This window comes from Brevundimonas sp. TWP2-1 (assembly GCF_049897645.1).
Taxonomy (GTDB): Bacteria; Pseudomonadota; Alphaproteobacteria; order Caulobacterales; family Caulobacteraceae; genus Brevundimonas.
In genome coordinates this window covers 495685-520193 of sequence record NZ_JAFCWR010000001.1, presented here as the reverse complement: position 1 = coordinate 520193, position 24509 = coordinate 495685, and the positions used below count along the sequence as shown (strand labels likewise).

22 protein-coding genes are annotated in these 24509 nt (G+C 67.1%); 8 read left to right on the top strand and 14 right to left on the bottom strand.

The window, feature by feature from the left end; translation table 11 throughout:
- Positions 1-81 precede the first annotated feature (81 nt).
- Together ACP7BH_RS02640 and trpE are read left to right on the top strand one after the other, a co-directional pair.
- A complete protein-coding gene (locus ACP7BH_RS02640) occupies positions 82-1989 on the top strand; it encodes a peptidyl-prolyl cis-trans isomerase (protein ID WP_425983962.1) in 1908 nt (635 codons plus the stop codon).
- Complete coding sequence (gene trpE, locus ACP7BH_RS02635) at positions 1986-3503, top strand: anthranilate synthase component I (RefSeq protein WP_425983964.1); 1518 nt, start codon at positions 1986-1988, stop codon at positions 3501-3503. The genes ACP7BH_RS02640 and trpE overlap by 4 nt, the downstream gene beginning before the upstream one ends.
- On the opposite strand, the gene ACP7BH_RS02630 is transcribed toward trpE, so the two are convergent.
- Positions 3500-3703 carry a peptidoglycan-binding protein gene (locus tag ACP7BH_RS02630; RefSeq protein WP_425983967.1) on the bottom strand — a complete coding sequence of 68 codons (204 nt, stop codon included), beginning with the start codon at positions 3701-3703 and terminating at the stop codon, positions 3500-3502. The two genes, trpE and ACP7BH_RS02630, sit on opposite strands and share 4 nt — an antisense overlap.
- A gap of 88 nt (positions 3704-3791) precedes the next feature.
- Here ACP7BH_RS02630 and ACP7BH_RS02625 point away from each other — a divergent pair, with 88 nt between their 5' ends.
- The 4 genes from ACP7BH_RS02625 (at position 3792) to lexA (ending at position 7038) form a co-directional block, all read left to right on the top strand.
- Positions 3792-4382, top strand: coding sequence for an anthranilate synthase component II (locus tag ACP7BH_RS02625; protein WP_425983969.1), 591 nt, complete (start codon positions 3792-3794; stop codon positions 4380-4382).
- 2 nt (positions 4383-4384) lie between these two features.
- Complete coding sequence (gene trpD, locus ACP7BH_RS02620) at positions 4385-5422, top strand: anthranilate phosphoribosyltransferase (RefSeq protein WP_425983971.1); 1038 nt, start codon at positions 4385-4387, stop codon at positions 5420-5422.
- Complete coding sequence (trpC, locus tag ACP7BH_RS02615; RefSeq protein ID WP_425983973.1) at positions 5419-6213, top strand: indole-3-glycerol phosphate synthase TrpC; 795 nt, start codon at positions 5419-5421, stop codon at positions 6211-6213. Before trpD ends, trpC begins: the two co-directional genes overlap by 4 nt.
- A gap of 129 nt (positions 6214-6342) precedes the next feature.
- Positions 6343-7038, top strand: a complete 696-nt coding sequence (lexA, locus tag ACP7BH_RS02610; protein WP_425983975.1) for a transcriptional repressor LexA — start codon at positions 6343-6345, stop codon at positions 7036-7038.
- Here lexA and ACP7BH_RS02605 read toward each other — a convergent pair.
- Positions 7019-9124 carry a ComEC/Rec2 family competence protein gene (locus ACP7BH_RS02605; protein ID WP_426043324.1) on the bottom strand — a complete coding sequence of 702 codons (2106 nt, stop codon included), beginning with the start codon at positions 9122-9124 and terminating at the stop codon, positions 7019-7021. The two genes, lexA and ACP7BH_RS02605, sit on opposite strands and share 20 nt — an antisense overlap.
- A 79-nt stretch (positions 9125-9203) precedes the next feature.
- Here ACP7BH_RS02605 and gltX point away from each other — a divergent pair, with 79 nt between their 5' ends.
- Together gltX and gltA are read left to right on the top strand one after the other, a co-directional pair.
- Positions 9204-10619 carry a glutamate--tRNA ligase gene (gene gltX / locus ACP7BH_RS02600; protein ID WP_425983979.1) on the top strand — a complete coding sequence of 472 codons (1416 nt, stop codon included), beginning with the start codon at positions 9204-9206 and terminating at the stop codon, positions 10617-10619.
- A gap of 65 nt (positions 10620-10684) precedes the next feature.
- On the top strand, positions 10685-11986 hold the full coding sequence (gltA, locus tag ACP7BH_RS02595; protein WP_409718022.1) for a citrate synthase: 1302 nt from the start codon (positions 10685-10687) through the stop codon (positions 11984-11986).
- A 57-nt stretch (positions 11987-12043) separates the two neighbouring features.
- On the opposite strand, the gene ACP7BH_RS02590 is transcribed toward gltA, so the two are convergent.
- From ACP7BH_RS02590 to uppS, 12 genes are read right to left on the bottom strand one after another with little or no spacing between them, the layout of a single operon-like run.
- A complete protein-coding gene (locus ACP7BH_RS02590) occupies positions 12044-13036 on the bottom strand; it encodes an FUSC family protein (RefSeq protein WP_425983981.1) in 993 nt (330 codons plus the stop codon).
- A gap of 2 nt (positions 13037-13038) precedes the next feature.
- The gene (gene lpxB, locus ACP7BH_RS02585) at positions 13039-14208 is read right to left on the bottom strand and encodes a lipid-A-disaccharide synthase (RefSeq protein WP_425983982.1); all 1170 of its coding nucleotides are present in this window, start codon (positions 14206-14208) and stop codon (positions 13039-13041) included.
- Complete coding sequence (gene lpxI, locus ACP7BH_RS02580) at positions 14205-15044, bottom strand: UDP-2,3-diacylglucosamine diphosphatase (RefSeq protein ID WP_425983984.1); 840 nt, start codon at positions 15042-15044, stop codon at positions 14205-14207. Before lpxI ends, lpxB begins: the two co-directional genes overlap by 4 nt.
- Positions 15041-15829: an acyl-ACP--UDP-N-acetylglucosamine O-acyltransferase gene (gene lpxA / locus ACP7BH_RS02575; protein ID WP_425983986.1), complete on the bottom strand. Its 789-nt coding sequence runs from the start codon at positions 15827-15829 to the stop codon at positions 15041-15043. Before lpxA ends, lpxI begins: the two co-directional genes overlap by 4 nt.
- The gene (gene fabZ / locus ACP7BH_RS02570; RefSeq protein WP_425983988.1) at positions 15829-16305 is read right to left on the bottom strand and encodes a 3-hydroxyacyl-ACP dehydratase FabZ; all 477 of its coding nucleotides are present in this window, start codon (positions 16303-16305) and stop codon (positions 15829-15831) included. The genes lpxA and fabZ overlap by 1 nt, the downstream gene beginning before the upstream one ends.
- A 2-nt stretch (positions 16306-16307) precedes the next feature.
- A complete protein-coding gene (gene lpxD, locus ACP7BH_RS02565; protein ID WP_425983990.1) occupies positions 16308-17321 on the bottom strand; it encodes a UDP-3-O-(3-hydroxymyristoyl)glucosamine N-acyltransferase in 1014 nt (337 codons plus the stop codon).
- A 7-nt stretch (positions 17322-17328) separates the two neighbouring features.
- Entirely contained in the window at positions 17329-17928 is a 600-nt protein-coding gene (locus ACP7BH_RS02560) for an OmpH family outer membrane protein (protein WP_135195912.1), read from the bottom strand.
- Positions 17929-17960: 32 nt separating this feature from the next.
- Positions 17961-20429 (bottom strand): outer membrane protein assembly factor BamA, encoded by a 2469-nt coding sequence (bamA, locus tag ACP7BH_RS02555; RefSeq protein ID WP_425983992.1) that lies wholly within the window; start codon positions 20427-20429, stop codon positions 17961-17963.
- A 29-nt stretch (positions 20430-20458) separates the two neighbouring features.
- Positions 20459-21676, bottom strand: coding sequence for a M50 family metallopeptidase (locus ACP7BH_RS02550; protein ID WP_425983994.1), 1218 nt, complete (start codon positions 21674-21676; stop codon positions 20459-20461).
- 27 nt (positions 21677-21703) lie between these two features.
- Positions 21704-22900 (bottom strand): 1-deoxy-D-xylulose-5-phosphate reductoisomerase, encoded by a 1197-nt coding sequence (dxr, locus tag ACP7BH_RS02545; protein WP_425983996.1) that lies wholly within the window; start codon positions 22898-22900, stop codon positions 21704-21706.
- On the bottom strand, positions 22897-23715 hold the full coding sequence (locus ACP7BH_RS02540) for a phosphatidate cytidylyltransferase (protein ID WP_425983998.1): 819 nt from the start codon (positions 23713-23715) through the stop codon (positions 22897-22899). Before ACP7BH_RS02540 ends, dxr begins: the two co-directional genes overlap by 4 nt.
- Positions 23715-24488: a polyprenyl diphosphate synthase gene (gene uppS / locus ACP7BH_RS02535; protein WP_425984000.1), complete on the bottom strand. Its 774-nt coding sequence runs from the start codon at positions 24486-24488 to the stop codon at positions 23715-23717. Before uppS ends, ACP7BH_RS02540 begins: the two co-directional genes overlap by 1 nt.
- Positions 24489-24509: the final 21 nt, after the last annotated feature.

The following is a 24509-nucleotide window of genomic DNA, read 5'->3' as shown; positions in this document are numbered from 1 at the left end:
TGCAGCAGCGTGCCCGGCCCGACTATACGCGACCACTGACGCCAACATCGGCCCCAATCTCGGCCAGTCTCGGGTTTTCGAATGCTTACCGCCTTCCGCGCCTTCTCTCGATCCAAATGGGCGGCCGCCCTCCTTGTCCTGATCGCGATCAGCTTCGTGATCGTCGGCGCGCGGATGGACGTGTTCTCGAACCTGGGTCCCAAGCACGTCATCGATGCGGGCGACCGTTCGATGAACGAGGTGGAGTTCCGCACGGCCTTCGATCAGGTGCGTGAACGCCTGCAGCAGCAGGTCGGCCGTCCTCTGACCAACGAGGAACTGGTCGCGGAGAACATCCACACCCGGTTCCTGACCGAGCAGACCCAGCAGCTGGGCTTCCTGAACTGGGCCTGGAAGGCGGGCATCCGCCCGGGCAAGGAACTGATCGTCAAGCAGATCCGCCAGATCCCAGCCTTCTTCAACTCGGTCACCGGCCAGTTCGACCAACAGGCCTATGAGGCCGCCCTGGCCCAGCAGAACCTGACCCCGGCCATGCTGGAACAGGACCTGCGCGACCAATACGTCACCGAACATTTCGGCGCCGCCGTCTTCGCCGGCGCCCGCGTGCCGCGCATCTATGGTGCGCTGCTGGCCGGATCGGCCTTCGAAAGCCGCGACGGTCGCTGGTTCGAGGTCACGTCTGCAATGGCGGGCCAGGTCCCCGCCCCGACCGACGCCCAGCTGAACGCCTTCATCCAGGAAAACGCCGAACGCCTGCGTGCGCCGGAGTTCCGCATGGTCTCCGTCGTCCTGTTCACGCCTGAAGCCTCGGCCGCGACGCCGATTTCGGAAGACCGCATCCGCGAGCGTTTCGAGTTCAAGAAGGACACTCTGGGCAAGCCCGAAACCCGCACCTTCGTCACCCTGACGGCGCCGAACCGCGAAACGGCCCAGAAGATCGCCGCCGCCCTGCGCGCCGGCCAGTCGCCGGCCGACGTCGGTCGCGCCAACAACGTCACGCCCGCGACCTTCGACGCCACGCCCCGCTCCGCCATCGGCGACGCCGCGACGGCCGGCGCCGTCTTCGGCCTGCAAGCCAACCAGGTTTCCGACCCGGTCCAGGCCGGCGTCGGCTTCGCCGTGGCCAAGGTCACCGCCATCCAGCCCGCCGCGCCTGCGACGCTGGAGAGCGCACGTGAAGAACTGATCCAGGAACTGCGCGCCGAAGACGTGAAGACCCAGACCTACGCCAAGGTCGAGAAGTACGAAGCCGCTCGCACGGCCGGCAAGAACCTGGCCGACGCCGCCCGCGAAGCCGGCGGCCGCGTGGTCGATCTGCCGCCCTTCACCCGCGACGGCAAACTGCCGAACGCCCAGGCGCTGAACGCCCCGCCGCAAATCTTCGAGACGGCCTGGGGTCTGACCAAAGGCGGCGAAAGCGACGTGATCGACGCCGGCCAGGGCCAGTATTTCGCCGTGCGCGTGAACGACATCCGTCCGTCGGCCCTGCCAACCTTGGCCGAGGTGCGCGAGCCCCTGACGGCCCAATGGATCCAGCGCGAGACGATGCGTCGCCTTTCGACCAAGGCGGAAGAACTGACCACCCGCGTCCGCAACGGCGAGGAGATCGCCGCCGTCGCCCGCTCGGTCAATGCGCCCCTGACGGTCCGCACCGGCGTCGTCCGCAACCAGGCGACGCAGGACTCGCTGGGTCAGGGCGTGCTGCAAGGTCTGTTCGGCCAGTCCAAGGGCCAGGCCTTCTCACAACCCGCGTCGCAGACCGCCTATGTCGTCGGTCGCGTGGACAACGTCCGTGCCGCCAATCCCGCCGTGGCAGGGCCGCTGGCCGAGCAGGTTCGTCCGCGCCTGACGCAGGAACTGGTCCAGGCCATGGTCGAGACGTCCTTCGCCGCCGGCGCCCAGCGCTCCAAGGCCAAGAACGACCCGGCTCAGGCCCGCTCGGCCCTGGGCCTGTCGGCCGACGCGACGCCCGCCGCCCCGGCGCAATGACCGAGGCCGTATCGGGGCAAGCCGACTTCGACGCCTTCGGCTCCGGCCTTTCGGCCGGTCGGCCGCAGGTGGTGGTGCGCCGGATCATCGACGATCTGGAAACGCCGGTCTCGGCCTATCTGAAACTGGGTCGGCACCGCCCCTACGCCTGTCTGCTGGAATCTGTCGAGGGCGGTGCGGTCAAGGGACGGTATTCGATCCTGACGCTGGACCCCGACGTCGTCTGGCGCTGTCGTTCGAACGCGGCGGAACTGTCGCGCGGGCCGGCCATCGCCGAGGGCCGGTTCACGCCCGAAGCCCTGCCGACGCTTCAATCGCTGCGCGCCCTGATCGCGGCGTCGAAGTTCGATCTGCCCGATGGCCTGCCGCCCATGGCCGCCGGCCTGTTCGGTGTCTTCGGCTACGACATGGTTCGCCTGCTGGAGCCGCTGGGCGCGCCCAACCCCGATCCTCTGGATCTGCCGGACGCCGTTCTGACCCGTCCGTCGCTGGTCGCCATCTTCGATTCCGTGCGCCACGAGATCGTTCTCATCTCCGCCGCCTATCCCGACGCCGGCATCGCCCCACGCGAGGCCTTCGACGCCGCTGTGGCGCGACTGGATGCCTTCGAGACCGCGCTGCGCGAGCCCCTGCCCGTCCGCGCCGCGCCGCAGGAAACGCCGGCGCCGACCTTCACTTCACCCGTGAACGAAGCCGCGTTCGGCGAAATGGTCGCCAAGGCCAAGGACTACATCGGCGCGGGCGACATCTTCCAGGTCGTGCTCAGCCACCGGTTTTCGGCGCTCTGGACCGAGGATCCGTTCGCCTTCTATCGGTCCCTGCGTCGCCAGAACCCCTCACCTTATCTATTCTATCTGAACTTCGAGGGCTTCCAGCTGGCCGGTTCCAGCCCCGAGATTCTGGTTCGGCTGAAAGACGGGGAGGTCACCATTCGCCCGCTTGCCGGCACCCGCATGCGCGGCGCGACGCCCGAGGCGGACAAGGCGCTGGAAGTCGAACTGCTGGCCGACCCCAAGGAACGGGCCGAGCATCTGATGCTGCTGGACCTGGGCCGCAACGATGTCGGTCGGGTCGCTGCACCCGGCACGGTCGAGGTGACCGAGAGCTTCGTCGTCGAACGCTATAGCCAGGTCATGCACATAGTCTCCAACGTGCGCGGCAAGGCCGATCCGAAGCTGGACGCCGTCGACACCCTGCTGGCGGCCCTTCCTGCCGGCACTTTGTCCGGCGCGCCAAAGGTGCGGGCCATGGAAGTCATCGACGAGTTAGAAAGCGAGAAGCGTGGCGTCGGCTACGGTGGCGGCGTCGGCTACATCTCGGCCGGCGGCGAGGCGGACATCTGCATCACCCTGCGCACCGCCCTGTTCGCCGACGACCGGATTTTCGTCCAGGCCGGCGCCGGCGTGGTCGCCGACAGCGATCCTGCGGCCGAATACGCCGAGACCCAGCACAAGGCGCGCGCGCCGATGCGGGCGGCCGACGACGCCTGGCGCTTCCGCACCGGCAATCGTTAGCGCGTAACGGTCATTGTCGGATCGTCGAAGTGAACCCCAGGGCCGACGATGACGACGCCCGCCATCAGCACAGCCGCCGTCGCGGCGAATGCAGCGGCGCCGAGGGCGGCGACCGGGTTGGGCTTTGTCTCGACCACGACCAGCTTCGCCTTGGCGGCGGCGATCTTGGCGGCGATATCTTTTTCAGCGGCGAGTTTCACAGCCGCATTTATCTCCGGGTCGGGTTAAAATGCGCTTTACCGCCGCGCCCGCTTGGCGCGGACGCCTGTCGAGCCTAGAAGCCAAGCCATGATCCTCGTCGTCGATAACTACGACAGCTTCACCTATAACCTCGTCCACTACCTCGCGGAGTTGGGCGCGCCGACGCATGTGGTGCGCAACGACGACCTGACGGTGGACGAAGCGTGGGCGCTGAACCCCGCCGCCGTGCTGTTGTCGCCCGGCCCCTGTGCGCCGGACCAGGCCGGCATCTGCCTGCCGCTGATCGAGACCGCTCCGTCGTCGATGCCGATCCTGGGCGTCTGCCTGGGCCATCAGGCGATCGGCCAAGCCTTCGGCGGCGACGTGATCCGCGCCAAGACGCTGATGCACGGAAAAACCTCGCCCATCCTGCACGAGGGCAAGAGCGTCTTCGCCGGCCTGCCGTCGCCCTTCACCGCCACCCGCTATCATTCGCTGGCCGTGAAGCGCGAGAGCCTGCCCGACTGTCTGGAGGTCACGTCCTGGACCGCCGATGGTGAGATCATGGGCCTGCAGCACCGCACCCGCCCGATTCACGGCGTGCAGTTCCACCCGGAATCCATCGCCACCGAACACGGTCACGATATGCTGGCCAACTTCCTTGAGATCGCCGGCGTGAAGCGCCTCGCGGCCGCCTGATCGTGGGCGACGGGTTCAAGCCGATCCTCGCCCGACTGGTCGAGGGCCATCCGCTGACATCGCAACAGGCGCACGACTTCTTCGCCGCCTGCCTGCGCGGCGAGCCGACCCCGTCGCAAGTCGCAGCCGCCGTCACCGCCATGCGGATGCGCGGCGAGACGGTGGATGAGATCGCCGCCTTCGCCGGCGCCATGCGCGAGGCCGCTCTCACGCTGGATCATCCGTACGAGGTGATCGACACCTGCGGCACCGGCGGCGACGGTCAGCACACCTACAACATTTCCACGGCCGCCGCCCTCGTTCTGGCCGGCGCGGGCCTGAAGGTCGCCAAACATGGCAACCGGGCGATGTCTTCGAAATCAGGGTCTTCCGACGTTCTGTCGATCCTGGGCGTGAACCTGATAGCGGATCAGGCTCAGCAGAGGAAGGCGCTGGACGAGGCCGGCATCTGCTTCCTGTTCGCGCCCGCCTACCACGGGGCCATGCGCCATGTCGGGCCCGTGCGAGCTGAGATTGGTTTTCGCACAGTTTTCAATCTTTTGGGGCCGCTATCAAACCCGGCATCTGCGAAACGCCAGGTCATGGGCGTCTATGATCCCCGCCTGCTGGAGCCCTTGGCCGAGGTGCTGGGTCGGCTCGGCGCGACCCGAGCCTGGACGGTCCATGGACAGGGCCTGGACGAACTGGCGACCTCTGGATCGACCGAAGTCGCGGAATGGAAGGACGGCGCGGTTCGCCGCTTCCAGGTCACGCCCGAGGACGCCGGCCTGCCGCGCGCCTCCATCGCAGACATCCGTGGCGGCGACGCCGAGGAGAACGCCGTCGCCCTGCGCGCGCTGCTGGCGGGAGCCACAGGTCCCTACCGCGACATCGTGCTGCTGAACGCCGCCGCCGCCCTCGTGGTATCGGACCGGGCGGCCGACCTTGCCGAAGGCGCTATCCTCGCCGCCGCCGCCATAGACGACGGCCGGGCCGCCGAGGCTCTGGAGCGTCTGGCCCGCATCACCTCCACGCCGCTGGAAAGCGAAGACCCCGCATGACCGACGTTCTGGACCACATCGCCGCCTACAAGCGCCAAGACGTCGCCGCCCGCAAGGCCGCCACGTCGCAGGACGCGATTGAGGCTCTCGCCCGCACCGCTTCGGCTCCGCGTCGTTTCCGCGCCGCCCTTGAGTGTGTGGGAGAAGAGACCGGTCGTCCCGCCCTGATCGCCGAGATCAAGAAGGCCAGTCCGTCCAAGGGGCTGATCCGGCCCGACTTCGACCCGCCGGCCCTGGCGCGTGCTTACCAGGCGGGCGGCGCGGCATGCCTCTCTGTCTTGACCGACGGCCCCAGTTTCCAGGGCGATGACGCCTATCTGGGCCAGGCCCGCGATGCGGTGGCCCTGCCCTGTCTGCGCAAGGATTTCCTGGTCGATCCTTGGCAGGTCGCCGAGAGCCGCGCTTTGGGCGCCGACTGCATCCTGATCATCCTGGCCATGGTCGATGATCGGCTGGCTGCAGAACTGCTGTCCGAGGCCGAACGCTTCGGCATGGACGCCCTGATCGAAACCCATGACGAAGAAGAGATGGCCCGCGCCTGTGCGCTCGGGGGCGATCTGGTCGGGGTCAATAATCGGTCGCTGCGCACCTTCGAGGTCGACCTGGAAGTGACCGAGCGCCTGTCGATGCTCAGCCCGGTCCGCGCCCTGCTGGTCGCCGAAAGCGGCATCTTCACGCCTGAAGATGTCGAGCGCGTCTCGGCCGCCCACGCCCAGGCCATACTGGTCGGAGAGAGCCTGATGCGTCAGGCGGATGTCGAGGCGGCGACGCGGCAACTGCTGGCGGCCTGATCGCATTCCTTGCGTCACGCGGCGTCCTAAGGGCGCTGTTAAGTTGACATTAGGAAGGAACACTTACAGAACATCGACAAATGTTCACGGCCCGTTCCGATTCGTCGGCGGGCGCATGAGGGCCTGGCGATGCTCACGCGCAAGCAGCACGAACTGCTGATGTTCATCCACGAACGGATACAGGAGACGGGCGTCTCCCCTTCGTTCGACGAGATGAAGGAGGCGCTGGATTTGGCGTCCAAGTCGGGCATCCACCGGCTGATCACGGCGCTGGAGGAGCGCGGCTTCATCCGCCGCCTCGCCCACCGCGCCCGAGCCCTGGAAGTCACCAAACTGCCCGAACAGGCCACGGCCGGCGCGCCGCGCGGCCGGGCCGGGTTCAAGCCTGACGTGATCGAAGGCGGCGGCGGCCGCGCCGTGGCGCCGCTTGCGGCCAATGACACTCGAGAACTGCCGCTGATGGGCAAGATCGCCGCCGGCACGCCAATCGACGCCATCGAGCACGAGACGGCGCGCTATCCCGTTCCTGAATCCATGCTGGGCTCGGGCGAACATTACCTGCTTGAGATCGAAGGCGATTCGATGATCGAGGCGGGCATTCTGAACGGCGACATGGTGGTCATCAAATCGACCGACAACGCCTCCTCGGGCGAGATCGTCGTGGCGCTGGTCGAAGGCGAACACGCAACGCTGAAGCGGCTTCGCAAGAAGGGCGCCTCCATCGCGCTGGAGCCCGCCAACCGCAACTATGAAACCAAGATCTACGGGTCGGATCAGGTCGCCGTTCAGGGCAAGCTGGTCGGCCTCATGCGCCGCTATCACTGACGTCCGGGTTCGGCTGGCGTGCCCAGGGGCGGTCGCCCCGCACGTCGGCCGTCCAGACGGCGCGCCATCGGCCCGTTTCAGACGGACTGACACGCCATAACTCGACCGCGCCGCCTCTGGCGAAATCGACGCCGTCGAGCACCAGGCGATCCTGACAAGCACTTGGGATTGATGTGACGACCGCGCGTACGCTTATGACGGGCGCCGCGCGGCATAAGGCCTCCATCTGGTCCGGACTGGGAGACCTGCGTCCCCACCAGATCGCGACAGGACCGACCCGCTCAGCTTCTGGCCGACAAGAAAAGCGCTCGCAGACCCAGCCCGTCTCAGGCCGATCCGTCATGGTCAGGCCGCGCCGCCGCGACCACAGATCGACGGCGAACTCTCGGACGCCGGGCCTGACGACGACCGCCTCCCTCTCGCGATGAAATGCGGCGTTTGTCCCCCCGTCTCCGATCCACACATCCGGCGTCGGCGCGCGCGGCCAGACCAGCACCGCCGCCGCCAGCGGCAGGCCCAGCCATCGCAGCCGCCCCTGCCACAGACAGATGAACAGCACCCCCAGGAAGGCGATCGGCAGGACATAGTCCGGCGCACTGGCCACCGTTCGCACCGCCCCCGGCAGCCCCGCCGTCCAGGTTCCGATCGACAGCATCAGATCGACGCCCGATCCCGCAACCGCCAGGAAAGGCCCGCCCAATCCCAGCGGCTCCAGCGCGGCTCCAATGGCCAGGGCCGGCATCAGGATGAAGTCCGCGACTGGCGACGTGCCCAGGTTCGCCAACAGCCCGTACATGGCCGTGCGATTGAAATGCTGCATGGCGAACGGCCCGGTCGCCAGCCCCGCCACGACGCTGGCCGCGACGGCCGCCGTCAGCCAGCCGCCGAACCGCTGGATCGCCAGGATCGGCCACGGGGCGGAAATCTCTCGCGTTCGTTTGGGCCAGGCCTCGACCAGGGCGACCAGTGCGGCGGTCGCCGCGAACGACATCTGGAAGCCCGGCGTGACGATGGCTTCCGGCTGGATGGCCAGGACGATGAAGGCCGCGACGGCCAGGCCGTGCATCGTCACCGCCTGGCGATCCAACAGGATGGCCAGGAAGGCGATGGAGGCGGTGATGGCCGCTCGCTCGGCCGGGGGCGGCGCACCCGACACCACCAGATAGACGCCCACCGCCGTCAGTCCCGCCATGGCCGCGACCTTCTTGCCCGGAACCCGCAGCGCCAGCCAAGGCCAGGCCGCCACGCCCAGCCGCACGGCGAAGAAGACGAAACCGCCGACGATGGCCATGTGCAGCCCGGACACCGACAGGATGTGCGCCAGGCCGGAATCCCGCATGACGTCCATGTCCTCCTGACTGATCCAGGTTTCGTGGCTGGTGGTCATGGCGGCGGCGATGCCGCCCGTCCGCTCGCCCAGGCGCGCCACGATCCGCTCCGCCAGGGCGTACCGCGCGCCATTTACGGCCATCGCCAACCGAAGCCGCCATGGCGGCGGCGCGAGATCGGCCGGCCGTGTCTCACCCAGGGCGAAGGCCACGCCGCCCATCCCCTGGAAGAAGGCGTTGCGGCCGAAATCATAGGCGCCGGGGCTGGCCGGCGCCGGTGGCGGATTGAGGATGCCGAAGAGACGGATCGCCTCGCCTGGTTTGGGCGGTTCGCCCCGCACCGTCGCCCGCAAACGCACGGGCGTCTGTTCGGGCGTCAGCCCGGGTATCCAGACCGGCGCGATCACGATCCGCGCGCCCCTCTGGCCAGGACTGTCGACGTCCACGACCCAGGCCTCGATCACAGTCGGCTCGCTCATTGCGGGCGCGATGGGCGCGGCGACCATTTCGGTGCGGACCTTGGCGGCCGCCAAACCGCCGGCGACACAGGCCATCATCAACAACGGCCAGGTCAGACGTCGCGCCCATCCCCGCCGCCTGGCCGCGATCCAGGCCGCAAAGGCGACGACTCCGCCCAGCAACAGAGGCCACAACCCCGGCTCGATCCGCAGGGCGAAATAGACCGCGGCGCCGGCGCCGAACGCGACCGGTGCCCACAACCGCCATCGCAGCGTCTGCGCCGCGACCTCCTCGCCCAACCACGCGCGCAATCGCGCGGCGGGGGTAGGCTTTGCCGCGTCGGGGCGTATAAGGGCCTCGCTTACGGACCCATCGCCTATGACCTCACCCTCCTCGACTGTCGTCACCCGCTTCGCCCCCTCGCCGACAGGCTATCTGCATATCGGCGGAGCGAGAACCGCTTTGTTCAACTGGCTGTACGCCAAGAGACACGCTGGGCGTTTCCTGATCCGGGTCGAGGACACCGACCGCGAACGCTCCACCGACGAGGCGGTCAAGGCCATCTTCGACGGCCTGAGCTGGCTGGAGCTGTTCGCCGACGAAGAGCCGGTGTTCCAGTACAGCCGCGCCGACCGCCATCGCGAGGTGGTCGATCAACTGCTCGAAACGGGCCACGCCTACCGTGACTTCACCTCTGCCGAGGACACCGGCCGTCTGCGCGATGAAGCCAAGGCCGAAAAACGCACCTTCGAATCGCCTTGGCGCGACCGCGAGCCCACGGTCGATGACCTGGCCCTACCCCACGTCGTGCGCTTCCGCCGCCCCAAGGCGACGACCGTCACCGTCGCCGACGAGGTTCAGGGTTCGGTCAGCTGGTCCACCGAAGATCTCGACGACTTGGTCCTGCTGCGCTCGGACGGGGCGCCGACCTACAATCTCGCCGTCGTCGTGGACGATCACGACATGGGCGTGACCCACGTCATTCGCGGCGATGACCATCTGAACAACGCCGCCCGCCAGAGCCTGATCTACGACGCCCTGCGCTGGACCCGGCCGACCTTCGCCCATATCCCTCTGATCCACGGGCCCGACGGCGCCAAACTGTCAAAACGCCACGGGGCCCAAGCTGTCCACGAATATGCCGAGATGGGCTATCTGCCCGAGGCCATGCGCAACTATCTGGCCCGGCTGGGCTGGGCCCACGGTGACGACGAACTGTTCAGCGACGCCCAGGCGGTGGAATGGTTCGATCTCGCCGGCATCGGCAAGGCTCCGGCCCGGCTGGACTTCGACAAGCTGGCTCACGTCAATTCGCACTGGCTGCGTCTTGCCGACGACGAGCGCCTGGCCAAGCTGACGCTGGACATGCACCTGCAGCGCGGACACATCCTCGCCGAGGCGGACGAAGCCCGGCTTCAACGCGCCATGCCCTTCGTGAAGGACCGCGCCAAGACCGTGCTGGACCTGGCCGATCAGACCGCATTCGTCCTGAAGACTCGCCCGCTGGTTCTCGACGACAAGGGACAGGCCCTGCTGACCGGTGAGACTCTGGACCGCCTCGGTCGCCTGCGTGACCGGCTGGCTCTGTTCCAGTCTTGGGACGTTTTCGCACTGGAAGCCGAGCTCAAAGCCTTCGCTGAATCCGAGGGCGTCGGCTTCGGCAAGATCGGTCCGCCGATGCGCGCGGCCCTTACCGCTGGGTCAACATCACCCGATATTGCACGAACTTTGTCAGCTCTTGGGCGCGACGAAAGTCTCGGGCGCTTGGATGATGCGCTGCAACAGACTAAGTGATCACCCACAAACCAAAAAGCGGCCGACGCCTCCCCGCGCTGGACGTATGATGCAAAGGGGCATTCATGACTGAACAAGCCAAACCCGCCAGCTCGGCGACCCTGTCCTTCGAGGACAAGACCGTCGAGTTGCCGGTCCTTTCGGGCTCCACCGGCCCGGACGTCATCGACATCCGCAAGCTCTATGCGGGAACGGGCGCCTTCACCTTCGATCCGGGCTTCACCTCCACGGCTGCGTGCGAATCGGCCCTGACCTACATCGACGGCGATGCCGGCGTGCTTCTGCACCGTGGCTATCCCATCGATCAGTTGGCGTCGAAGTCGAACTTCGTCGAGGTCTGCCACCTGCTTCTGCACGGCGAGCTGCCGACGGCCGAGCAGTTCGAGAAGTTCGAAGACAGCATCACCATGCACACGATGCTGCACAGCCAGTTCGACCGCTTCTTCGAGGGTTTCCGCCGCGACGCCCACCCGATGGCCATCATGGTCGGCACCGTCGGCGCCCTGTCAGCCTTCTATCACGACAGCCTGGACATCCATGATCCGGTGCAGCGCGACATCTCGGCCATCCGCCTGATCGCCAAGATGCCGACCATCGCGGCCCGCGCCTATAAATATCACATCGGCCAGCCGTTCGTGTCGCCGCGCAACGACCTGTCCTATGCCGAGAACTTCCTGCGCATGTGCTTCGCCGTGCCGGCCGAGGACTATAACGTAGATCCGGCCCTGGTGCGCGCCATGGACCGCATCTTCACCCTGCACGCCGACCACGAACAGAACGCCTCGACCTCGACCGTCCGCTTGGCCGGTTCGTCGGGCGCCAATCCGTTCGCCTGTATCGCCGCCGGCATCGCCTGCCTGTGGGGCCCGTCGCACGGCGGCGCCAACGAAGAGGCGCTGACCATGCTCAAACAGATCGGCACGCCGGAAAACATCCCCGATTTCATCCAGGGGGTGAAGGACCGCAAGTACAAGCTGATGGGCTTCGGCCACCGCGTGTACAAGAACTACGATCCGCGCGCCAAGGTCATGCAACAGTCGGCCTATGAAGTCCTGGCCGCCACGGGCCGCGAGAACGACCCGCTGTTCCTGGTCGCCAAGGAGCTGGAGAAGGTCGCCCTGTCGGACGAATATTTCACCTCGCGCAAACTGTTCCCGAACGTCGATTTCTATTCGGGCATCACCCTGTCGGCGATGGGCTTCCCGACCAGCATGTTCACCGTCCTGTTCGCCCTGGCCCGCACCGTGGGCTGGATCGCCCAGTGGCAGGAAATGATGGCCGATCCCTCGCAGAAGATCGGTCGCCCGCGTCAGCTCTACACGGGCCCGACCGAGCGCGACTACGTGCCGATCGAACAGCGCGGCTGATCGACGAAACTGAAATTCAGAGCGCCGGGGAGCCATCCCCGGCGTTTTTCTTTGCGGTCAGACCAGCTGCAGATCGGCGAACCGCGCGGCCAAATCGTCCAGATCGCGGTGCATGTGCGCCACGCCGATGGCGGCGGCGCCCAACGCCATGTCGTCGCCCTCTACGGCCATGGACAGGGCCAGGCTCTGGTCGATCGGCCCCATGGGCGTGGCGGCCTTACCCTGCGAAAGGGCCTCCAGCCGCTCCACCGCACGCGCAGCGTCCTGCGACCAGGGATCCAGCCGCGCGCCTGCGCCTTCGGCCTGGAAACCCCGCCCCAGGATGACGATGTCGCTGCGCACCCGCCAGAAGGCGCGCGCCAGGGCGGCGCGGTCCGCGGTTTCACGCTGGGGCCCCGGCAGATCGATCACGTTCTTGGCCGCCTGACCCAGCGCATCCAGCCGTCGTTTCAGATCGGCATGGCGTCGGGTGATCTCGGACGCGTCCGACGCATCGCCTCGGGATATCAAGGCCAACAGCGCCGCCGCCTCCCCCGCCGCCTCGCGCGCCTGCAGCTTGAACGACTGGCGGGCGTGCCGGGGAAACAGCGCCAGGATCGCCAGGACCCCCACACCGCTGCCGACCAGGATTTCCATCACCCGATCCAGGGCCAGCGACGCCGGTCCTTCAGCGCCCGTCCCGCCGGCGATGACGATGGTCGCCGTCACGGGCGCGATCTTCAGCCAGGGGCGCCCGGTTCCGAAAAACGCCAGCAAGGCCGTGGATGCGGCGATGCTCAGGGCCATGCTTTCCATGCCGGGCGGACGCAGGAAGGCGAAGACCGCACCGGCCAATGCGCCCGTCACCGTGCCTATGGCCCGATCCCGCGCGACGGTCAGCACCCCGCCCCCGACGCTGGCCTGGATGACGACGATGGCGGAGATCACGCTCCAGTAGGGGTGAGGCAGGTTCAGCCAGGTGGCGAGATAGAGCGCGGCCATGGCGCCGACCGCCATCTGCAACGCGGCCCGAACCTCGGCGGCGCGCCGAGGACTGAGGGCCCGCCCCATCGTCAGGCCTTCCGTTTGGCGGCGATGACTTTCAGCACCGCGTCCGCCGCCAACTCCGACGGGTCCGCTCCGCCGCGCCCCATCAAGTCCAAGGCCGCTGTCTGACGTTGCGCCTGTTCGGCCGCCATGGCCGGATCGGACAGCAACCGACCGACCGCCGCCGCCAGGATGGCGGGCGTCGCCTCGTGCTGGATGAACTCCGGTGCGATCCTGTCGTCGGCGGCGACGTTGAACAGGGTGACGTGTTTCGCCGTCACCAACCGCTTCATCAACTGATAGCTGAGCCCGTCGATCTTGTAGGCGATGACCATCGGCGCGCCGGCCAGGGCCAGCTCGGTGGAGACCGTGCCGCTGGTGGCCAGGGCGACCGTCGCGGCGCGCATGGCGTCATACTTCTCGGCCTCGTCCACCAGATGCGCCCGGAACGGCCAGGCGGCGACCCTTCCGGCCACGTCATTGGCCACGGTCCCGGCGGCGACGACGGCGATTTCCAGCGCCGGATCGACGGCCTTCAACTTGCCGATCGCCGCCTCATAGACCGGCGTCATCCTCGTGATCTCGCTGGGACGGCTGCCCGGAAGCACCAGCAGCAGCTTGGCGTCGGCGGCGATGCCTCGTCGCGCACGGAAGGCTGCGCCGTCGGCGCCGGCCATATCGACATGCAGGGCGGACGAGCCGACCACGGTCGTCGGCAGACCTTCCCGCTCGAACCAGGGGGCGTCGAAGCCGTAGAGCGCCAGCAGATGATCCACCGCACCCGCCAGCGTCCTTGCCCGGCCCGGCCGGGACGCCCACACCTGCGGCCCGACGTATTTTATCAGAGGCACATCCGGCCGCGCGGCGCGGATGGCCTTGGCGACCCGGATGGTGAAACCCCAGCTGTCGATCAAAACCACGGCGTCGGGCTTTTCTCGTTCGGCCAGCGCTGCAGTCTCCTCGACGCGGCGCTTGACCTTGCCATAGGCGCGCAGGCCCTCGATCCAGCCCAGGATCGACAGTTCAGCGATATTGAACGGGCTGACGATACCCTCGGCCGCCATCCGGGGACCGCCGACGCCGACAAAAGTGACGTCCGCACCCAGCCGCGCCTTGAGCGCCCTGGCCAGACCGGCGCCGAGCGCATCGCCCGAGGCCTCGGCCGCCACCAGCATGATCTTCAACGGGCGGCTCATCGCGCTTCGCCCCAGACGAACAGACCAAGGCGGTCGGCCGCCGCGATTATGGCCGCGCGGTCGATCAGGATCAGCCGTCCCGCCACCCCGCCGATGCCGGCCAGACCCGCCGCCGCCGCCATCTCTACCGTGCGCGGCCCGATCACCGGCATGTCCACCCGCAGGTCCTGGATCGGCTTGGGCGCCTTGCCCAGCGCGCCCTTGCGGTCACCCGTCGATCCGCGCAGATCGGCCGGCAGACCGGCGACTCGGCTCAGCATGGCGTCGGTCCCCTCCTGCGCCTCGACCGCCAAGACAAGGCCGTCACAGACGACCGCGCCCTGCCCGATGTCCAGTTCGCCTGATTTTTCTGCAACGTGCAGCGCCTTCTTCAGGTCGGCCAGCTGCTCAGGCGTCGGCGACACGGCGCCCAGCGCCCCAGCAGCCAGCATCTCTCCGCCCAGGATGTCGTCGGCGCCTTCGACGGCGAAACCTTCGGCCTCGAACACCGACAGGATCTTGCGCAACAGGGCGTCGTCGCCCTTGGACGCCGCCGCCACGATGCCGGGCAGCAGGGTCGCGCCCTTGAAATCGGGCTTCAACGTCTTGAAATCCGGCCGATTGACGATGCCCGCCAGACAGACGGTCGTGCAGCGCTCGGCCTTCAGCGCCTTCAGGATCGCGCCGATCTGCGCCATGCCGAACTCGGCGCCGGGCCAGCGCGCCAGATGGGGATCGGCGAACCCGGCCAGGCGGATCAGAAAGACCGGCCGCCCCTCGGCGTCGCACCGCGCCGCCACCGCCGCCGGCAGGTCGCCGCCGCCGGCGATCAGGCCCAGCTTGCCGGAACCGGTCATTCCGCGTTCGGCAGGCACAGCGGACGCCGCCCGCCGTCGCGGATGAAGGCGATGATCTCCATGATCTCCGGCAGGTCGGCATAGGTCTCGGCCACCCCGTCGATCCGGCCCGCGAACTCGCCCTGGCCCTCGAACAGGTCGCGATAGGCCGCCAGCAATCGTCGCACCTGGTCCTTGCCGTAACCCTTGCGCTTCAGCCCGATCAGGTTCAGCCCGCGCAGCCGCGCATGATTGCCCCAGGCCGAGCCGTAGGGGATGACGTCGCGCGTCACGGCCGCCAGACCGCCGATGATCGCCCCCTGCCCCACACGCCCGTTCTGGTGCACCGCGCACAGCCCGCCCAGGAAGACCTTGTCCCCGACCTGGGCATGGCCGCCCAGGGTGGCGTTATTGGCCATGACGACATTGTCGCCCACCACGCAGTCGTGGCCCACATGGGCGCCGGTCATGAACAGGTTGTTGGCGCCGACCACGCTCACGCCCGTCCCCTGCGGCGTGCCCCGGTTGAAGGTGCAGTGTTCGCGGATCAGGTTGTTCTCCCCGATCTCCAGCCGCACCGGCTCGCCCTTGTAGCCGTTGTGCTGCGGATCGCCGCCGATGACGGCGAACGGATGGATCACCGTCCCCGCCCCCACCGTCGTGTCCTGCTGGACCACCACATGGCTGACCAGGCGCACGCCCTCGGCCAAAACCACGTTCGGCCCGACCGTGCACCATGGCCCGACCTGGACCCCGTCGGCCAGGGTCGCCGTGGCGTCGATCAGGGCGGTCGGGTGAATGGTCATCAGGCGGCGGACTCTGTCGCTGGAGTGGGCACGGTCACGACCATGGCCATGAATTCGGCTTCGGCCGCCAGCTTGCCGTCGATAAAGGTCTCGCCGCGGAACTTGTAAGCGTCACCGCGCGCCTTGATCACCTTGACCTCCATCCGCAACTGGTCGCCCGGCCGCGCAGGCTTCCTGAACCGCACCCCGTCGATGGACATGAACATGATGACCTTGTCGGCCACGGCGACGTCCAGGGTCTTGGACATCAGCAGGGCCCCCGTCTGGGCCATGGCCTCGACGATCAGCACGCCGGGCATGACGGGGTCGATCGGGAAATGCCCCTGGAAGAAGGGCTCGTTGTGGCTGACGTTCTTGATCCCCACAATCGAGGTGCGGGGCACGAAGGCCTCCGCCTTGTCCACCAGCAAGAAGGGATAGCGGTGCGGCAGCCGCCGCATCACCTCGGCGTAATCGATCTTGCCGTCTTCGCTCATCCCTATGATTCCTTCGGGGCCTTCTTTGAAGAGGCCTGTTTGGCGAGCCAGATGGTTTCGCGCAAGAACTGTCGGATCGGACGGGCTGGATAACCGGACCAGGTCTCCCCTGCCGGTATGTTCGCCAGCACCCCGGCCCCGGCCGCAACCCGCGCGCCCTCGCCGATGGTGATGTGGTCGCCGATCCCCGCCTTGCCGCCGAAGATGACGTTGTCGCCGCTGGTCACCGAGCCCGAAATGCCCGTATTGGCGGCCATCAGATTGTTGCGGCCGATGACGCAGTTGTGGCCCACCATGACCAGATTATCGATCTTGGTGTTCTCGCCGATGACCGTGTCGTCGTAGGCGCCGCGGTCGATGCAGGAGTTGGCGCCGACCGTAACGCCGTCTTGCAGGATGACGCGGCCAAGCTGCGGAATATCCATGGCGCCGGCGGCCGTACCGGTGGCGCCGAAACCCGCCTCGCCGATACGTGCGCCGGCGTACAGCTTCACCCGGTCGCCGATCAGGGCGAAGCCCACTGTGACGTTCGAGCCGATGACGCAATCCCGGCCGATCTGCACGCCTGGCGCAATCACGCTGTTGGCGCCGATGCGGGACCCGCGACCGATGCGGACGCCCTTGCCCAGGATCGCGCCCGGTTCGACCACAACGCTGTCGTCCTCGGCCGCTTCGTCAGGCGTGATCGCCATATCGAGCGTAACAGCGCGGTGCAGCAGAAGCGACGCCTTGGCCCAGGCGGCCTGAGGCGTTCTCGAAACGATCACGGCGGCGTCTGAAGGCGCCGCGTCCTTGGCCTCGGCCTGCACGATCACGCAGCCGGCCTTCGTCGCCGCCAGGGCGGAGGCGAACTTGCGGTCGCCCAAAAACGCAATCGCGCCCCGGTCCGCAGAGGACAGGGGCGCGACGGAGGCGATCATGCGATCCCCGCCCCGCTCGACCTCGCCGCCGATCTGCGCCGCCAGTTCGGCGACGCTGAGGGGCGACAGGTTTTCGAAGAAGCGAGGATCCGGCATCGGCGGCTTAGTTGGCAGCCGCCGGTTGCGCTTGCGTCTGAGCCGGCACCGGCATGCGGTTGAAGCTCAGGGTCGGCAGGGCCGTGTTCAGGCGCTGGATGGCCAGGTCGGTGACGTCCATGGCCGGGTTCATCATGAAGACGCTCTCGCGGTCGAGCAGCAGACCGCAGCCCTTTTCTTGGTAAAGCGCGGTCAGGATCGGCGAGACGGCTTCGGTGATGGCCTGGCGCTGCATGCCCAGGGTGTAGCGCAGTTCGTTCTCACGGGTGGATTCCAGCTGCTGGGCTTCCTGTGCGCGTTGCTGCAGGGCCTGACGGCGCTGTTGCAGCTGGTCGGCCGGCAGGCTGGAGCCCGACGTCTGAAGCTGCTGGGCCTCGGTCTGGATCTGCGTGGCGTAGGGTTGCAGTTCGCCTTGAACTTCTTGAGCCAGCTGCTGCATGCGGGCTTCGACAGCCTGGCCGGCCGACGATTGGGCGAGCAGACGGGCGTTGTAATAGACGCAGACGCCGGGGATGACCGGGCCGGGGTTGGCGGGCGCCTGTTGCGCCGAAGCAGCGGTGGCGAGAAGCGAAGCGGCGGCGGTCGCCGCGATGATCAGAGTTTTCATAGGGTTTCCTCGTGCGGTCGAAAAAGCCGCGATTAGAACTGGGTGGAGGTCGAGAAGCGGAAGGATTCCGTCTTGTCGTAGTCTTCCTTGGACAGAACCTTGGAGATGTCGAAGCGGATCGGCCCCATCGGCGATCTCCAGTGAATGCTGATGCCCGCCGACGCACGCAGCGACAGCTCGTCGGCGATATTGGTGTTCACGGTGCCCGTGGACGTCAGCTTGTAACGGTCGTCCAACACGCCCAGCGTGCCCACATCCGCGAACAGCGAGGTCTTGATACCGTACTGCTCGGGCAGATAGTTCGGCAGGGTCAGCTCGACCGTGCCGATGGCGTAGAAGTTGCCGCCCAGAGCGTCGGTCGTGGTCAGGTCGCGCGGACCCATACCGGCCGTCTCGAAACCACGGAAGCTGTTGCCGCCCTTGAAGAAGCGGTCGTTGATGCGGATCGGGTCGCCGTTCCAGCCGCTGACGTAACCGGTCGAGCCCTGAACGCTGACGATCCAGGCTGGGGTGAAGCCATAGTACCAGCTGGCGTCGGCCTCGGTCTTCACATAGTTCACATCGCCGCCAAGACCGGCCAGATCCTGACGCAGCGAGCCCGCCCAGCCGCGCGTCGGGCGGACCGGGTCGTTGGTGTAGTTAACCTGCAGCGTATAGCCGGCCGACGAGTTGATGTAGCTGCCGACCTGATCGCACAGCGCCGACGACCCCTGACCCGCGCCGTCACAATAGCCGGTCGGCACGATGATCTCGTCCGACTTCAGGAAGTATCGGGTGTTGAGCAGCATGTTGCCGTTCAACGGATAGGACAGACGCAGGCCCGCGCCAGTCGAACGATAGTCGTACGACGAATATTCGCTGAGGTCGTAACGAGAGTGGAATACGTCGAAGCCGGCCCGCAGATCACGGCCAAGGAACTTGGGTTCGGTGAAGCGGAAGTCCACCTGCTGGCGCAGCGAACCCCATTCAAGGCGCGCCACGACGTTTTGGCCACGCCCCCGGAAGTTCCGCTCGGAAATGCCCAGGTTGACGGTGAAGCTGTCGACCGAGCTGAAGCCGGCGCCGACGGACAGTTCGCCGGTCGGCTGTTCCTGGACGTTGACGTTGATGACCGAACGGTCCGGCGCGCTGCCGCGCGTTTCCTCGACCGTCACGTCCTTGAAGAAGCCCAGTGCCCGCAGATTGTTGCGCGAACGCTCCATCAGGGCGCGGTTGAAGGCGTCGCCCTCGGTCAACAGCAGTTCGCGACGGATGACCGGGTCGATGGTGCGGGTGTTGCCCACCACATTGATGCGGTCGATGTAGACTCGCTGGCCTTCCGACACATTGAAGGTCACGTCCACCGTGTCCGTGTCGGGATTGGCCTTATACGTCGGGTTGATCTCGACGAAGGCGTAACCCGCCGAACCGGCAGCGAAGGTCAGGGCGTCCACCGCCTGCTCGATCTTGTCGCTCTCGTACAGATCGCCCGAGCGGATCGGGATCAGACGTTGCAGGAAGTCTGCGTTCAGACGGTCGTTCTGGGTGACGACCTTGACCTCGCCGAAGTTGTACTTGTCGCCTTCATTCAACGTCAGCGTCAGCTGGAACGCCTGATCGTCCGGCTGCAGCTCGGCGACCGACGAGACGACACGGAAATCGTAGAAGCCGCGGTTGGTGTAGAACTTCCGCAGTTGCTCCTGATCGTATTCCAGGCGGTTGGGGTCGTAGTTGTCGTTGTTGGAGAAGAACTTCCACCAGGTGGACTTCTCGGTGACCATCACGCCGCGCACGTCGCGATCCGAGAAGGCGTCGTTGCCCAGGACGTTGATCGCGCTGATGCCGGTCTGCGGGCCTTCGTTGATCTCGAAGATCACATCGACGCGGTTTTGCTCAAGCTGAACCAGCTTGGGCGTCACGGTCGCGGAAATCCGGCCTTGCAGGCGATACAGCTCGACGATGGCGCCGACGTCTTCCTGCACCTTGGCGCGGGTATAGATGCCGCGCGGCGCCAAGGTGACTTCCTTGGTCAGCTTGTCCTGGGAAAGCGCCTTGTTCCCCTCGAACACCACCTGGTTGATGATCGGATTTTCGACGATCTGCACGATCAGGTCGCCGTTCTGGATACCCAGCTGAACGTCGGCGAACAGGCCGGTGCGCGACAGGGTGCGCACGGCGACGTCCAGCACCGAGGCATCCACCGCGTCGCCGGGTCGGATCGGCAGATAGGACAGGACCGTCGTCTGGTCGATCCGCTGGGCGCCCTGCACGATGATGCGGTTGATCGTGATCGTCTGCGGCGCAGCGATCTCGACGCGCGGCTCGGCGGCGGCGGCGGAGGTTTGAGGCGTCGCGGTCTGAGCGGGCGCTGGGGCCGGAGTAGCGGGGGCCGGCGTGGCGGGCGCCGTCGCGGGCGCAGTCTGAGCCAGGGCAGGCGCGCCGAGGCCGGCGGCGACGGCCAGAGCCAGCAGGCTGGAACGGGCGCTGAGTCGAACGGCGGCGCGAGAGGTCATGTCATTCATTCGGGAAACCATCGGGGGCTGGCGTCGGCTCACGAGACGAGCCCGCCGAGGAATTGGAAGAGGTTGAGCTTCTGTAGGTCGTTCCACGTCGCGAACAACATAAATCCCGCCAAAAGCGCAAGGCCTGCACGATAGCCCATCTCCTGGAACCGCGCCGACACAGGCTGCCGGGCCACGGCTTCATAACCGTAGAAAAGCAGATGCCCGCCGTCGAGGATCGGGATGGGAAGAAGGTTTAGAAAGCCGATTCCGATCGAAAGTATGGCGGCCAAGGTTGTCAGCGTCAGCACGAGGTTGATCGCGATGGCGCTCGGCGCCGGATTAGCCTCGACCGCAGCGGTCGTCAGCGACCCTGTCGCCTTGGCGATGCCCAACGGTCCGCTGAACTGATCGCCCGACTCGCGACCTGTCACCAGACGCCCGAGATAGGTCAGGGTCGAGCCGATCACGTCGCCGGTCTGGCGCACGCCCTCGACCACGGCGCCGACCGGGCCATAGCGGACATGGCGCACATCGCCGGCCGATGACCCCAGGCCCAGGCCGATGCGGCCGACCTTGACGCGTCCCGCGATGGGGTCGTTCTCTTCGCGGCGTTCGGGCGTCGCGACCAGTTCGACGGGCCGCCCAGCGCGCTCGACGGTGAAGCGCACGGGATCGCCGGTGGACAGCATGACGGTGCGCGTCACCGCGCTGCCGTCCTTGATAGGCTTGCCGTTCACGTCGGTGATCAGGTCGCCGACCTGGAAGCCGGCAACGGCTGCGGGCGATCCCGCCTGAACCTGAGCCACGCGGGCGGGGCGCAACGAAACGCCCACGGCCATGAAGACGACCGCAAAGATAGTGATGGCCAGGATGAAGTTGGCGATGGGCCCGGCGGCGACGATCAACGCGCGCTGCCACACGGGCTTGAAGTGGAAATAATCGCGCTCGGCGCCCGGCCCGCGCTCGGCGACCACACGCTGGCGCAGCTCGTCCAGCCCTGCCCTGTCCGGCACGCTGGATGCGTCCAGATCGCCGGAGAACTTCACATATCCGCCAAGCGGCAGCCAACCCAGCCGCCATTCGATGCCGTGACGATCGGTGCGGCTAAACACGGCCTTGCCGAAGCCGACCGCGAAGCGATCCACCTTCACGCCAAAGGCGCGTGCGACGAAGAAGTGACCCAGTTCATGGATGGTGACGATGAACGTCAGCACCAGCAGGAACGAGGCGATTGAGATCAGGACCTGACCCAGGACGCCCAGCATTCGAAAATCGTCTCCCCTGGCCTGCTATCAGGCCGCGTTCGCAAGACCGGCGATGACGGTTTCGGCCATTCGACGCGTTTCGGCATCGACCGACAGGGCCGCGCCGCAGGCGTCTCCAGGACCGAAAGCCATTCCCGCTTTCGTCGCACGCTCAAGGGTTTCGGCGACGACTGCGGCAATATTGAGAAAGGCCAGCTTGCGGTCAAGAAATGCGAAGGCCGCGACCTCATTGGCCGCATTGAACACGGCGGGCGCCGCGCCCCCCGCCTTCAAAGCCTGACGGGCCAGATCCAGGGCCGGGAAACGCACCAGATCGGGCGCCTCGAACGTCAGTCGCCCGAGGGCCGCAAGGTCCAGCTTGGGCGCCGGCCAGGCGATCCGGTCAGGCCAGGCCAGGGCGCAGGCGATGGGCGTTCGCATGTCCGGCGGCCCCATCTGGGCCAGCGTCGAACCATCCACATATTCCACAAGGCTGTGGATGATCGATTCGGGATGCACCACCACGTCGATTCGGTCCTGCGGCATGTCGAACAGATAGGCCGCCTCGATCATCTCCAGGCCCTTGTTGGCCATGGTGGCGCTATCGACGGAAATCTTGGCCCCCATGCTCCAGTTCGGATGCGCCACCGCCTGTTCGGGCGTGATGCCGGTCATCTGATCGCGCGGGGTCTGCCGGAAAGGCCCGCCCGATGCGGTCAGGATCAGCCTTGATACCCGTTCAGGAGCATCGGCGGGAAAGACCTGGAAGATGGCCGAGTGCTCGGAATCGACCGGGATCAGCCGCCCCCCTGCCCGCTTGACCCGCTCGATCAGGGCTGGGCCGCAGCAGACCAGGCTTTCCTTGTTGGCCAGCGCCAGGGTCGCGCCGGTGGCCGCCGCCGCCCAGGCCGACTTCAGTCCCGCCGCACCCACGATGGCGGCCATGATCCAATCGACCGGCCGCGTCGCAGCCTCGACGATTGCGGCGTCGCCGGCAGCCACCGCAATGTCGGTTCCTGCCAAGGCGTCTCGCAACGCGTCCAGTCTCGCCGGATCGGCCGTGACCGCCACTTTCGGACGCCAGCGTCGCGCCTGTTCGGCCAATTTGGCGATGTTCGCCCCGCCCGTAAGCGCCTCGACCTCGAAAACGCCCGTGCCCGTCGCTTCGGCCTGAGCCATCAGGTCCAGCGTCGAGGCGCCGACCGAGCCGGTCGAGCCCAGGACCGTGACGCGACGCCGGATCACGCTCCGCGCTCCAGCATCAGAACGACCAGCCGCCCCGCCGCGACAATGACGACCGCGAACATCAGGCCATCGACCCGGTCCAACAGCCCACCATGGCCGGGAATGGTGTTGCCCGCGTCCTTGACCCCAAACCGACGCTTCAGGCCCGATTCCCACAGGTCGCCGCCCATGGTCGCCAGCGCCGCCGCCAGCCCCAGAATCGCACCCCAGAATATGGTCAGCCGGCCCATGTCGAACCAAGCGGTCATGGCGGCGCCGGCCACCGCCCCCGCCAGAATGCCGCCGATGAAGCCCGACCACGTCTTGTTGGGCGAATAGCGCGGCCAAAGCTTGGGACCGCCAACCGTAGATCCTGCCAGATAGGCCAGAATATCCGCCGACCAGGTCACGGCGAAGACCAGCGCCGTCCAATGCAGACCCACCGGGCTCTCGCCGTCCCGTAGCCAGATCAGCAGGATTGAAGGCCAGCCGAGATAAAGGACGCCGTAGGCAGCATCGACCGCCTGTTGTCCGCGCTTGCGGGCGAGCAGGCCCGCGGCCGCGGCGCCAAATACCAAGGTGACAAAAGCCACCGACATGACGCCGAAGTAGGCGCTGACGACTGAGGCTATGACCGCAAGAGCAACGGCCAAGCCGATCGGCCGCGGCGCTTTCGGCGCGCTCATCGCACCCCATTCGAAAGCGAGAACGACGGCGGCGACGACGACCAGCGCCAGGAACCAAACCCCTCCAAACCAGGTCGCAGCGACCGCAGCTGGCGCCAGCACGGCGGCGGAAGCGGCCCTCAACGCAATGTCACGCCCCTTGACCGCCATCAGGCCGTCGCGCGCTCAGGCGCGACCACACGGCCGCCATAGCGACGATCACGTTGACCGAAGGCCGAGATCGCCTCGGCCAGCGCCTTGGGTCCATAGTCGGGCCACAGGATGTCCTGGAACACCAGTTCGGCGTAGGCGGCTTCCCACAGGAGGAAGTTCGACAGCCGCTGCTCGCCGGACGTCCGGACGATCAGGTCCAGCGGCGGCGAACCCGCCGTCGCCAGCCCGGAGGTCAGGACCGCCTCGGTGATCGGCTCGACCGTTTCGCCGGCCAGCACACGCTCCATGTGGCGACGGGCGGCGTCCACCAGATCGGCCCGGCCGCCATAGTTGAAGGCGACCTGCAGCAGGAAGCGGTCGTTATGCGCCGTCTGCGCCTCGGCTCTTTCGATAATGGCGGCGATGTCTGCAGGCAGGCCTTCGCGACGGCCCAGGATCTTCAGGCGCACACCCGCCTTGGTCAGGCGCGTCAGATCGCTGGCGACATAGGTCCGCACCAGCCCCATCAAGTCCGACACCTCGTCTTCCGGTCGGCTCCAGTTCTCGGTCGAGAAACCGAACACGGTCAGACAGTCGATGCCCAGGTCCGGCGCCGCCTGGATCGTGCGCTTCAACGCCTGCACGCCCTCGCGGTGGCCCAGAGCCCGCGGCAGGCCGCGCGCCTGGGCCCAGCGTCCATTGCCGTCCATGATGATGGCGACATGGCGCGGCCCATCCGGGCCCCGTTCCTTTGGGCTTTGGCCTGAAGGCGCGGCGCTGTCTGCCGTCATCTGTGGTGTGATCCCTTCAGG